The sequence below is a fragment of the Stenotrophomonas sp. BR163 genome (assembly GCF_047520985.2).
Lineage (GTDB): Bacteria > Pseudomonadota > Gammaproteobacteria > Xanthomonadales > Xanthomonadaceae > Stenotrophomonas > Stenotrophomonas sepilia.
In genome coordinates this window covers 47,876-59,141 of record NZ_JAXBRE020000006.1, presented here as the reverse complement: position 1 = coordinate 59,141, position 11,266 = coordinate 47,876, and the positions used below count along the sequence as shown (strand labels likewise).

9 protein-coding genes and 3 tRNA genes are annotated in these 11,266 nt (G+C 66.1%); 7 read left to right on the top strand and 5 right to left on the bottom strand.

The annotated features are described in order from the left end of the window. Positions 1-39 precede the first annotated feature (39 nt). Both ACM0PY_RS07015 and ACM0PY_RS07010 read left to right on the top strand, forming a co-directional pair. Positions 40-124: transfer RNA gene (locus ACM0PY_RS07015), tRNA-Leu, on the top strand. A gap of 205 nt (positions 125-329) precedes the next feature. Continuing rightward, positions 330-414: transfer RNA gene (locus ACM0PY_RS07010), tRNA-Leu, on the top strand. A 56-nt stretch (positions 415-470) separates the two neighbouring features. On the opposite strand, the gene ACM0PY_RS07005 is transcribed toward ACM0PY_RS07010, so the two are convergent. Beyond that, positions 471-1,217 carry a sulfite exporter TauE/SafE family protein gene (locus ACM0PY_RS07005; RefSeq protein ID WP_134971347.1) on the bottom strand — a complete coding sequence of 249 codons (747 nt, stop codon included), beginning with the start codon at positions 1,215-1,217 and terminating at the stop codon, positions 471-473. A gap of 99 nt (positions 1,218-1,316) precedes the next feature. Here ACM0PY_RS07005 and ACM0PY_RS07000 point away from each other — a divergent pair, with 99 nt between their 5' ends. Beyond that, positions 1,317-2,216 carry a LysR family transcriptional regulator gene (locus tag ACM0PY_RS07000; protein WP_180886493.1) on the top strand — a complete coding sequence of 300 codons (900 nt, stop codon included), beginning with the start codon at positions 1,317-1,319 and terminating at the stop codon, positions 2,214-2,216. Positions 2,217-2,266: 50 nt separating this feature from the next. After that, positions 2,267-2,351: transfer RNA gene (locus ACM0PY_RS06995), tRNA-Leu, on the top strand. 157 nt (positions 2,352-2,508) lie between these two features. Here ACM0PY_RS06995 and emrB read toward each other — a convergent pair. From emrB to emrR, 4 genes are read right to left on the bottom strand one after another with little or no spacing between them, the layout of a single operon-like run. Next, positions 2,509-4,098 (bottom strand): multidrug efflux MFS transporter permease subunit EmrB, encoded by a 1,590-nt coding sequence (gene emrB / locus ACM0PY_RS06990; protein ID WP_065177423.1) that lies wholly within the window; start codon positions 4,096-4,098, stop codon positions 2,509-2,511. A 7-nt stretch (positions 4,099-4,105) separates the two neighbouring features. Then, positions 4,106-5,287 (bottom strand): multidrug efflux MFS transporter periplasmic adaptor subunit EmrA, encoded by a 1,182-nt coding sequence (emrA, locus tag ACM0PY_RS06985; protein ID WP_414609409.1) that lies wholly within the window; start codon positions 5,285-5,287, stop codon positions 4,106-4,108. 11 nt (positions 5,288-5,298) lie between these two features. After that, on the bottom strand, positions 5,299-6,792 hold the full coding sequence (gene emrC, locus ACM0PY_RS06980) for a multidrug efflux transporter outer membrane subunit EmrC (protein ID WP_180884618.1): 1,494 nt from the start codon (positions 6,790-6,792) through the stop codon (positions 5,299-5,301). Next, on the bottom strand, positions 6,789-7,232 hold the full coding sequence (gene emrR / locus ACM0PY_RS06975) for a multidrug efflux system transcriptional regulator EmrR (RefSeq protein WP_005415875.1): 444 nt from the start codon (positions 7,230-7,232) through the stop codon (positions 6,789-6,791). The genes emrC and emrR overlap by 4 nt, the downstream gene beginning before the upstream one ends. A 172-nt stretch (positions 7,233-7,404) precedes the next feature. Here emrR and ACM0PY_RS06970 point away from each other — a divergent pair, with 172 nt between their 5' ends. The 3 genes from ACM0PY_RS06970 to ACM0PY_RS06960 all read left to right on the top strand — a co-directional run bounded on the left by ACM0PY_RS06970 (position 7,405) and on the right by ACM0PY_RS06960 (position 11,254). Then, on the top strand, positions 7,405-8,286 hold the full coding sequence (locus ACM0PY_RS06970; RefSeq protein ID WP_180884620.1) for a helix-turn-helix domain-containing protein: 882 nt from the start codon (positions 7,405-7,407) through the stop codon (positions 8,284-8,286). A 59-nt stretch (positions 8,287-8,345) separates the two neighbouring features. Further along, complete coding sequence (parC, locus tag ACM0PY_RS06965) at positions 8,346-10,589, top strand: DNA topoisomerase IV subunit A (RefSeq protein ID WP_180884622.1); 2,244 nt, start codon at positions 8,346-8,348, stop codon at positions 10,587-10,589. Positions 10,590-10,831: 242 nt separating this feature from the next. After that, positions 10,832-11,254, top strand: coding sequence for a hypothetical protein (locus tag ACM0PY_RS06960; protein WP_180884624.1), 423 nt, complete (start codon positions 10,832-10,834; stop codon positions 11,252-11,254). Positions 11,255-11,266: the final 12 nt, after the last annotated feature.

Here is an 11,266-nt window from a genome sequence, read left to right as displayed (position 1 = left end):
CAGCTCCCGGATTCATCTTCACAATTGCGCCTCTGGAACGCCCAGGTGGCGGAATTGGTAGACGCACTAGTTTCAGGTACTAGCGGGTAAAACCGTGGAGGTTCGAGTCCTCTCCTGGGCACCAACGAAAAAACTCCTCGCTTCGGCGGGGATTTTTTTTGCCTGCAATCCGGTAGCGGGGTCGGATCCGTTTCCGAAGGAAAGGGCTCTGACCCCCGGCGAATTGCATGGGGTCAGAGCGCCTTTCGCATGCGAAACAGGATCCGACTCCGGGCAAGCAAAAAGTGTTGACACCCCCGTAACAACACCCCATAATCTCGCTCCTCGACGCCCAGGTGGCGGAATTGGTAGACGCACTAGTTTCAGGTACTAGCGGGTAAAACCGTGGAGGTTCGAGTCCTCTCCTGGGCACCACGTCGAGAATGAGAAAGACCCGCGAAAGCGGGTTTTTTCATGCCCGGAATTTGGCATCAGAACAACGGCCGCAGCACCAGCTCCAGGCCGAGCAGCAGCAGGAAGCCAAGGAAGCACGCCCGAAACACCCGTGCGCTGATGCGCTGCCGGATCACCTGCCCCAACCACATGCCCAGCAGTGCCGGCACCACCGCCAGTGCACTCAAGCCCAGCTGCTGGATGCCGAACGCACCGTGCAGCACCAGGCCCGTGGTCAGTGCAATCGTCGATACGGTGAACGCCAGCCCGAGCGCCTGCACCAGTTCTTCGCGCTGCAACCCCAGTGATTGCAGGTACGGCACCGCCGGCATCACGAACACGCCGGTGGCGCCGGTCACTACGCCGGACAGCGCGCCCACCAGCGGCCCCAGCCAGCGCTCGCGCCGCTGCGGCACGCGGAACACCGGCGCGAGCAACGCATAGGCGGCATAGACCATCAGGGCCACGCCCAGCGCAACGCGCGACCCGCTGCGATCGACCCGTACCAGCAACGCTGCCGAACCCAGCGTCACCACCACCACGGCCAGCATCATCGGCCACAGGCGCCGCACGATGTGGCCCAGTGACGGCCCGGACAGCAGCTGCCACGCATTGGTGACGAAGGTCGGGAGGAACAGCATCGACGCCGCCGACACCGGCGACAGCGCGCCACCGAGCAGGCCCATCGCCACCGTCGGCAGCCCCATGCCCGTCACGCCCTTGACCACGCCGGCCAGCACGAACACCACCACCAGCAACCCATAGAAGTACATCGATTCATTCATGCCTTCATTGGATCGGGCCGTCGCCCGGCGCACAATGCGGTCTTCCCGGCCCACCCTTCGGCTGACCCGAAGGCTCGGGCGTTGCGACGAGGGCATCACATGCGGATGGACATCGCCGACCTGCGCCTGTTCCTGGCAATCGCCGAGGCGGGGAGCATCACTGCCGGCGCAACGCAGGCGAACCTGGCCCTGGGTTCGGCCAGCGAGCGCCTGCGCACGATCGAAGCCGATGCCGGCATCCTGCTGTTGAACCGGCATCCACGTGGCGTCAGCCTGACTGAAGCCGGCGCCGCCCTCGCCCACCATGCACGCCTGATCCTGCAACAGCAGGCACAGCTGCGCGGCGAACTGCAGGCATTCGCGCAGGGGGCGCGCGGCACCCTGCATCTGTACGCCAACACCGCAGCACTGACCAGCTACCTGCCCTCGCGGCTCGCACCGTGGTTGGCCGAACGACCCCGCCTGCACGTCGAACTGCTGGAACGCACCAGCCCCGAAGTCGTGCGTGCAATCAGCGCTGGCCAGGCCGAGGCCGGCATCATCAGTGATGCGGTCGACGCCACCGGCCTGCAGCAGCATGTGGTGGCCGAAGATCCGCTGGTGATGCTGCTGCCTGCCGATCACCGGTTTGCATCACTGCGCAGCGTGACCTTCGCCGATGCCGCCGGCGAGACCTTCGTTGCCCTCGCCGATGGCAATGCGCTTCAGATCTACATCGAAGACCAGGCCCGCGACATCGGGCGCCGCCTGGATGTGCGCATCCGCATGAAGACCTTCGAGGGTGTCTGCATCATGGTCGGCCACGGCAACGGTGTCGGCATCGTGCCGCGGAGCATCGCGCGCCAGCATCGACGCAGTACGCATACCGTTGCGGTGCCGCTTGCCGATGCGTGGGCACAACGCCGCCTGTGCGCCTGTTTCGCCGGGTGGGCGCAGCTGTCACCGGCGATGCGCAGCCTGCTGCACCACCTGGGCGTGCAACCGCAGAAAAAAGTGTGAAATGTTGTTGACACACTCTCTGCCGTGCCGCACAATTCCTCTCCTGAGTCGCCCAGGTGGCGGAATTGGTAGACGCACTAGTTTCAGGTACTAGCGGGTAAAACCGTGGAGGTTCGAGTCCTCTCCTGGGCACCACGACTCAAGATGATCAAACCCGCGAAAGCGGGTTTTTTCGTTTCCGGGATTCGGGAACCCACACGACCCCGGGATCCATCCACGCATGGCGTGGATCTACCAAAAGAAAAACCCCGCCTAGCGGCGGGGTTTTGTGCGTTTCAACGCCAATGGTCGATCAATGCCCACCGCCCGCGGACGCCGCACCCGCGCCTGCGCCGAACGGCGGCTTGGCCAGCCACAGGAAGGTGATGATCGCCAGGAAGATCCAGCCCAGCAGGAAGAAGATGTCGTTGAAACCCATCTGCGATGCCTGGTGGTTGATCATGTTGTTCAGTACCGCCGCGCCATGTTGCAGGTCGCCCTGCCCCATTGCCGTGACCTGCTCCTGCATGCCCGGCTGATAGGCCGAGATGTGCTCGGTCAGGTCGGCATGGTGCACCTGGGTACGCCGCGCCCACAGCCACGTCGTCAGCGAGGCCGCGAAGCTGCCGCCCAGCGTGCGCAGGAACGTCGCCAGGCCGGAGCCCGCCGCGATCTCGCGCCCATCCAGGTCCGACAGCAGGATCTGCAGCACCGGCATGAAGAACAGCGCCACGCCAATGCCCATGATCAGCTGCACGCCGGCCACGTGCATGTAGTCCACCTGCAGGTTGAAGTTCGAGCGCAGGAAGCTGGTCATCGACAGCACGATGAAGGCCACGGTGGCCAGCATCCGCATATCGAAGCGCGACGCATACTTGCCCACGAACGGCGTCATGATCACCGGCAGGATGCCGATCGGTGCGGTCGCCAGGCCTGCCCAGATCGCGGTATAGCCCATGTCACGCTGCAGCCACTGCGGAATCAGCAACGCCACGCTGAAGAACGCCGCATAGGCCACCACCATCGCCAGCGTGCCGGCACGGAAGTTGCGGTGCCGGAACAGCTTCAGGTCGACGATAGGATCCTTGTCGGTCAGTTCCCAGATCAGGAACACCGTCAGCGTCACCACCGCCACGCAGGCCAGCACCACGATCTTCATCGACGAGAACCAGTCCTCGTCGTTGCCCAGGTCGAGCACCAGCTGCAGCGCGCCGACACCGATCACCAGCGTGATCAGGCCGACGTAGTCCATCTTCGGCTTCTCGATCTGCTCCGGGCGTCCCTTCAGCTGGTTGCCCACCACCAGCGCGGCGAAGATGCCCAGTGGCACGTTGATCAGGAAGATCCATTCCCAGCTGTAGTTGTCGGTGATCCAGCCACCGAGGATCGGGCCGCAGATCGGCGCCACCACCGTGATCATCGCCAGCAGCGCCAATGCCTGCCCGCGCTTCTCACGCGGATAGATCGAGACCAGCAGCGACTGCGTGATCGGGTACATCGGGCCGGCCACGAAGCCCTGCAGCGCACGCGACACCACCAGCATGCCCATGCTCTGCGCAAGGCCGCACAGCAGCGAGGTGATGACGAAGGCCAGGGTCGCCCAGACGAACAGTCTGCGTTCGCCGAAACGGCGGCTGAGCCAGCCGGTCAGCGGCAGCGCGATGGCGGTGCTGACCGCAAACGAGGTGATGACCCAGGTCGCCTGCTGCGAACTGGCGCCGAGGTTGCCGGCGATGGTCGGCAGCGAGACGTTGGCGATGGTGGTGTCGAGCACCTGCATGAACGACGCCATCGCCAGGCCTACGGTGCACAGGGCGACGCTGGGCGGCAGGAACCCGGAGGCCGCAGCCGGCGCCGCCGGTGCGCCCGGAGCGCCGGGCGCGGCTGGAGCTTGTGCGGACATGGCGACCTCAGCCCACCTTCGCCTGCTGCTGCGACAGGTTGCCCTGGATGATCGTGTGGATCACCTCGTCGGCATCATGCAGCTGCTTGGCATACACGTCGGTGTCGAACACCGTGCCCTTGGCCGGGGTGCTCGGCAGCACTTCGCCCTTCTGGTCGCGCAGGCTCACTTCGGCCTTCATCGACAGGCCGATGCGCAGCGGGTGCTCGGCCAGCTGCTTGGCATCGATGGCGATGCGCACCGGCACGCGCTGCACGATCTTGATCCAGTTGCCGCTGGCGTTCTGTGCCGGCAGCAGCGAGAACGCCGAGCCGGTGCCCAGGCCCAGGCTCTGGATGCGACCCTTGTACTTCACGTCGCCAGCGTACAGGTCCGACTTCAGCTCCACTTCCTGGCCCAGGCGCATGTGGCGCAGCTGGGTTTCCTTGAAGTTGGCCTCGACCCACATCTGCTCGGTCGGCACCACGGCCATCAGGGCATTGCCCGGCTGCACGCGCTGGCCGACCTGCACCGAACGACGGGCGACGTAGCCGGAGACCGGCGCGACGATGCCGGCGCGGGCGTTGTTGAGGAAGGCCTGGCGCAGCTGTGCGGCGGCGGCCTGCACGTCCGGCTGGGTGGCGATCACGGTGTCGTCGACCAGCGCGCGGTTGCGCTCGACGGTTTCGCGCGAACCGGCCACGGCCGCTTCGGCCGCGGCCAGCTCGTCGCGGGCGTGGGCCAGTTCTTCGTTGGAGATGGCGCCGGTGGCGGCCAGGTCCTTGCGGCGGGCGTAGTCTTCGCGCACGCGCTTCAGGGTCACCTGGCGGGCGTTCAGGTCCGCCTGCGCGCCTTCCACGCTGCGGTACAGGCCGCGGGTCTGGCGCACGGTCTTGGCCAGGTTGGCTTCGGCCTGCTGCAGCGCCACTGCGGTGTCGGACGGGTCCAGCTGCACCAGCAGCTGGCCGCGCTCCACGCGCATGCCGTCATCGGCGTTGATGGCGACCACGGTACCGGCCACCAGCGGGGTGATCTGCACCTGGTTGCCCTGCACGTAGGCATCGTCGGTCTCTTCGAACCAACGGCCGAACATGAAGTACCACAGCGCCAAAGCGGCAAGCAGCAGCACGACGATCACGAACAGGCCGCGCAGCAGGTTGCCGCGGCGGTTGGGGGCGGCCGGGGCCGCGGTGTCTTGGGTCTGGCTCATGTCGGAGATCTTCAGGAATACGAGGAATCGGAATGGGAGGCGATCGGTGCGCGGTCGGCGTCAGTGGGTTGGAAACCACCGCCCAGCGCCTTGCTCAGGCGCACCGAGGACTGCACCTGCTGCGACTGCAGGCCGGCCAGCTGCTGCTGCGACTGCAACAGGGTGGACTGCGCGGTCAGCACGTCCAGGTAGCTGCCGATGCCGGCACGGTAGCGCTGCTGGGCCAGGTCGAAGGCAGCGCGTGCGGTGTCCACCGCCTGCTGTTGCGACTGCGCCTGCTGTGCCAGCGAGCGCACCGCGTTGACCTGGTCGGCGACGTCCCGCAGTGCGTCGAGCACGGTCTGGTTGTAGTTGGCCACCGCCAGGTCGTACTGCGCATCGGTATTGGCCAGGTTGGCGCGCAGCTTGCCGCCCTCGAAGATCGGCAGGCTCAGCGCCGGGCCGATATAGGCAAAGGTGGAGCTGCTCTTCAGCAGGTCGCCCACGTTCGGGGCGACCACGCCGGCCAGCGCGGTCAAGTTGAAGCTCGGGTAGAACTTGGTCTTGGCGACCTTGATCTGCTTGTCGGCCGCTTCCACGCGCCAGCGTGCGGCGACGACGTCGGGGCGACGGCCGAGCAGTTCGCTGGGCAGCACGCCCGGCAGCTGCAGCGCCATTGGGTTCAACGGCTGCGGGCGCTGGATCGACAGGCCACGGTCCGGGCCCTTGCCGACCAGCGCGGCCAGTGCGGTGCGGGCCGCGTCGATACGCTGCTGGGCGGCCTGCACCTGCTGCTGCGCGGCCGGCACACGGGCCTCGGCCTGGCGCACCTGCAGATCACTGTCGATGCCGGCGCTGCGGCGCTGGCGGGTCAGTTCAAGTGACTTCTGCGAACGGGTCAGCTCTTCCTCGGCCACGTCGTTGAGCTGCCACGCGTAGGCCAGGTCGGCATAGGCCTGGGTGATGCCAGTGGACAGGTTCAGGCGTGCAGCCTGCGCTTCAACGGTGGCGGCGTGCGCACCGTCCACGGCGGCTTCCCAGGCGGCGCGCTTGCCGCCCCACAGGTCCACGCCATAACTGAAGTCGAAGGCGACCTGGCTGCTGCCGCCGTAACGGCCACCCATCTCGCTGCCGACCATCGATTCGGGCAGGCGCAGGCCGGTGTAGCCACCGGACACCGACAGGCTCGGCAGTTCGTCGGCACGTGCGGTGCCGACCTGGGCTTGGGCCTGGCGCAGGCGGGCATCGGCGGCGTCAAGGCTCGGGTGGCCGGCCAGGCCCTCGGCGACCAGCGCGTCCAACTGCGCATCACCCAGTGCCTTCCACCAGTCCTGCGCCGGGAAGCCGGTGGCGCTCAGGTCAGTGTCGGCCAGGGTGCGTTCGCTGTGCAGGCTGTCCAGGTCAAGCACGTGGCCCTGCGGGTTGAGGCCACGACTGCTGGCGCAGGCGGCCAGGGCCAGGGCCAGCGCTGACACCAGCAGCGCGCGCCCGGACCGGCGGAAAGTGGAATGCGGGATCGGGTTCATGGGGTCGTCAGTGAATCGCGGATTCGGGTAAGGAGGGACAGCAGCAGCGTGCGCTCGTCGGCGGAAAGATCACGCAGGGCGTAATCCATCACCGCGTCGCCACGCAGCTTCAAGCGCGCCCACAGCGCGCGGCCTTCGTCGGTCAGCACGATCTGCAATGCCCGCCGGTCCTGCGCATGCGGTTCGCGGCGGACGCAGCCCAGCGCTTCGAGCTTGTCCAGCAGCCGGGTCACCGCGCTGGGCACCTGATCGATGGCCTGGGCCAGTTCGTTGGCGGTGCACGGCGCCATGTTCGAAAGCACCTTCAACCCGATGTAGTGGGTGAAGCCGATGCCCAGATCTTCTTCAGCCATGGACGCGTCGAGTTGGCGGACCAGGCCGTCGCGCACCTGGCGCAGCAGCAGGCCGAAGCTGGGGGGAGTGGTTGCAGGACAGATCATGGGGGAGCATTCTCTTCCAAAAAAAATATTTCTCAATGGAAATATTTGATCTGGCATCGAATGCTGTGTTGCAGCAGTGGGCTGGATCAGTGAAGGCGCCTACCTTAATGACCTGGTCATGTGGCCCGGTAGTACAATCCAGCCAATGGATGACACATTTCAGCCAGCAGACATGATGAACAAGGCAGAAATCCCTACTCCCAAACGCCTGCTCAGGGACGAAGCGCTGGACTGGTTCGAGCGCAACGACGGCCCCCCGGTGGTCGGTTTCCGTTTCGACAGCCCGCAAGGGCTGGTCCGTGAAGTGGATTGGCATCATCACCAGCGCGCGCAGCTGATCTGCGTCGAGCGCGGCCTGCTGACCACCCGTACCTCGCACGGCACCTGGTCGCTGGCGCCGGGCTCGGCCGGCTGGATGCCACCGCTGGAGCCGCACACGGTCACCCTCGACGGCCCCCTGCGTGGCTGGGGCATGGCGCTGGCGGCTCCGGTCTGTGCCACCCTGCCCTCCGATCCCTGCGTGCTGGGCCTGTCCAAGCTGGCGCAGGCGCTGGCCGAGCGCATCTGTGACTGGCCACCGGGCTACGACACCACCTCCGAACGCCAGCACATCATCGAGGTGCTGGTGGACGAGATCCGCACAGCGCCACGCCAGCGCATGCACTTGCCGATGCCGCATGACCGGCGCCTGCTGAAGATCGCCTCGCAGCTGCTGGCCGACCCGTCCGACGAACGCAGCCTGGCCGAATGGGCGCACTGGGCCGGCCTGTCACCGCGCAGCCTGACCCGCCACTTCCGCGACGAGACCACGCTCAGCTTCGCCCAGTGGCGGCAGCAGGCCCGGCTCTCCGAAGCCCTGCGCCAGTTGACCGATGGCCGCAGCGTCGCCGACATCGCCCACGCACTGGGCTTCAGCAGCGCCAGCGCCTTCGTCACCGTGTTCCGCCGCCACTTCGGGCTGCCACCGGGGCGCTACCTGGCGCGGGCCGGCCACGGCCTGGAAACCGGGCTGGACCCTGCGCGCGGCTTGGCATCCCCCGCCGCATCCGGATAATCACAGGATTGCGAGCGGCGACCGCCGTCGCCGCCTCCCGACATAGGTAACAACGCCGCATGACCGAACTTGCCCGCCCCGTGTTCCACGGATTCGAACAACTGCCGCTGCGCGAGTACGCCGAACGCGCCTACCTCGACTACTCGATGTACGTGGTCCTGGACCGTGCCCTGCCGTTCATCGGCGACGGCCTGAAGCCGGTGCAGCGCCGCATCATCTATTCGATGAGCGAGCTGGGCCTGAATGCCGCGTCCAAGCCGAAGAAGTCCGCGCGCACCGTCGGCGACGTCATCGGTAAATACCACCCACACGGCGACAGCGCGTGCTACGAGGCGCTGGTGCTGATGGCGCAGCCGTTCTCGTACCGCTACCCGCTGATCGAGGGCCAGGGCAACTTCGGCTCCAGCGACGACCCGAAGTCGTTCGCGGCGATGCGTTACACCGAATCCAAGCTGACCCCGATCGCCGAAGTGCTGCTGGGCGAACTGGGCCAGGGCACCACCGACTGGGCACCGAACTTCGACGGCACCCTGCAGGAGCCGACCTGGATGCCGGCGCGGCTGCCGCACCTGCTGCTCAACGGCACCACCGGCATCGCCGTGGGCATGGCCACCGACGTGCCGCCGCACAATCTCAACGAGATCGTCAGCGCGCTGCTGCACCTGCTGGACAACCCCGACGCCACCGTGCGCGACCTGTGCGAACACGTGCAGGGCCCGGACTACCCGTCCAGCGCCGAGATCATCACTGCGGCCAATGACCTGCGCAACATCTACGAGACTGGCAACGGCAGCGTGCGTGCACGCGCGACCTTCACCAAGGAAGCCAGCAACATCGTGATCACGGCGCTGCCGTTCCAGGTGTCGCCGTCGAAGGTGATCGAGCAGATCGCCGCACAGATGCGCGCCAAGAAGCTGCCGTGGCTGGAAGACATCCGCGATGAATCCGACCACGCCAACCCGGTGCGCGTGGTGCTGGTGCCGCGTTCGAACAGGGTCGACGCCGACCAGCTGATGGGCCACCTGTTCGCCACTACGGACCTGGAGCGCAGCTACCGCGTCAACCTCAACGTGATCGGGCTGGACGGCCGTCCGCAGGTGAAGAACCTGAAGACGCTGCTCAGCGAATGGCTGACCTTCCGCAGCAACACCGTCACCCGCCGCCTGCAGCACCGCCTGCAGAAGGTCGAGCGCCGCCTGCACCTGCTGGAAGGCCTGCTGGTCGCCTTCCTCAACCTGGACGAGGTGATCCACATCATCCGTACCGAGGACGAACCGAAGGCGGCGCTGATCGCGCGCTTCGGACTGTCCGAGGAACAGGCCGAGTACATCCTGGAAACCAAGCTGAAGCAGCTGGCCCGCCTGGAAGAGATGAAGATCCGCGGCGAGCAGGAAGAGCTGGCCAAGGAGCGCGAGAAGATCCTCGGCATCCTCGACAGCAAGGCCAAGCTGAAGAAGCTGATCCGCGACGAACTGACCGCAGATGCCAGGAAGTTCGGCGACGCACGCCGCTCGCCGCTGGTGCAGCGCCAGGCGGCGCAGGCCATCGACGAGACCGAGCTGGTGCCGAGCGAACCGATGACCGTGGTGCTGTCGGAGAAGGGCTGGATCCGTGCCGCCAAGGGCCACGACGTCGATGCATCTGCCCTGTCCTACCGTGAAGGCGACGGACTGCAGGGCGCGGTGCGCGCACGCAGCACCCAGCAGGTCGCGTTCCTCGACAGCGAGGGCCGCGCCTACTCGACGCCGGTGCACACCCTGCCCTCCGCGCGTGGCAATGGTGAACCGCTGACCGGCCGCTTCTCGCCGGCACCGGGCACCAGCTTCGTGACCCTGGCCAGCGCCGAGCCGGACACCCGCTTCGTGCTGGCCTCCAGCCACGGTTATGGCTTCGTCACCCGCTTCGAGAACCTGATCGGCCGCAACAAGGCCGGCAAGGCGATGCTGAACCTGTCGGCCGGTTCGTCGGTGCTGACCCCGTCGGCAGTGGCCAACGTCGCCACCGACCGCATCGTGGCAGTGACCAGCTCCGGCAACCTGCTGGCGATCGCCGCCAACGACCTGCCGGAACTGGACAAGGGCAAGGGCAACAAGATCATCGAGATCCCGAAGGCCAAGCTCGCCACCGAACGCGTGGTCGCCATCGTGGCGATCAGCCCGGGGCAGACCCTGCAGGTGCGCAGTGGCCAGCGCACGATGGGGCTGAAGTTCAACGAGCTCGACGCCTACCTCGGCGCCCGCGCCACCCGCGGCCACCTGCTGCCGCGCGGCTGGCAGAAGGTGGAAGGGTTGTCGGTGGAGTGAGGAGCACCGGGGTCGGATCCCTTTCCACCGGAAAGGGCTCTGACCCCGGACAACGCCCCTGGCAGGTGTCAACATTGGTTGACACGCCTTGCCCCGGTAGACGCCAACCTCGGTTGGCGCCGATCGACGAACAGGGCATAAGCGACAATTGTTGACCAGCTGAACGCAAATAGCCGGGGAAGTCCCGGCTATTTGCGTTTCTGCATCACAATCAAATAATTGACGCCACGACCAACTGCCGAATGATGCCTTCAACAATTCAGGTTCAAGACCTTGGCGAACTGCACATCGTTGGCGATCGCGATACAGGCTGGTTCGCCCAAGGACGCCTGCCTGCCGGGGACGGCACCTTCTTCTCGATCCAGATGTCGGAAGATGGTCAGCTGATGGCTGGAGTCGGCTTCGTGATGGAACAGCTCTCGAAGCTCGCAGCCCTGCAACAACAAGCCTTGGAACATCTCGCCGTTCACTTCCCGACCGAGGCCTCTTCGGGGGAAGGCCCGCTGGCATCCGAGCCAGAACTTACGTTCTGGGAACAGGAAAGGTGGTCGATGCTCTTTGCAGAGGGACGACTACCCATCTGCTACCCCTACGGAGTTCTGGTCGACTTCATTGGACTGACTCCCGTGGGATACCAGGATCTCTCCGATGCAGAGGAGATATGAAACCCCGTCTCT

Excerpts from the sequence above, each read along its gene's own strand:
- ACM0PY_RS07005 (WP_134971347.1), bottom strand. The coding sequence starts at position 1,217 with ATGAATGAATCGATGTACTTCTATGGGTTGCTGGTGGTGGTGTTCGTG.
- ACM0PY_RS07000 (WP_180886493.1), top strand. The coding sequence starts at position 1,317 with ATGCGGATGGACATCGCCGACCTGCGCCTGTTCCTGGCAATCGCCGAG.
- emrB (WP_065177423.1), bottom strand. The coding sequence starts at position 4,098 with ATGTCCGCACAAGCTCCAGCCGCGCCCGGCGCTCCGGGCGCACCGGCG.
- emrA (WP_414609409.1), bottom strand. The coding sequence starts at position 5,287 with ATGAGCCAGACCCAAGACACCGCGGCCCCGGCCGCCCCCAACCGCCGC.
- emrC (WP_180884618.1), bottom strand. The coding sequence starts at position 6,792 with ATGAACCCGATCCCGCATTCCACTTTCCGCCGGTCCGGGCGCGCGCTG.
- emrR (WP_005415875.1), bottom strand. The coding sequence starts at position 7,232 with ATGATCTGTCCTGCAACCACTCCCCCCAGCTTCGGCCTGCTGCTGCGC.
- ACM0PY_RS06970 (WP_180884620.1), top strand. The coding sequence starts at position 7,405 with ATGATGAACAAGGCAGAAATCCCTACTCCCAAACGCCTGCTCAGGGAC.
- parC (WP_180884622.1), top strand. The coding sequence starts at position 8,346 with ATGACCGAACTTGCCCGCCCCGTGTTCCACGGATTCGAACAACTGCCG.
- ACM0PY_RS06960 (WP_180884624.1), top strand. The coding sequence starts at position 10,832 with ATGATGCCTTCAACAATTCAGGTTCAAGACCTTGGCGAACTGCACATC.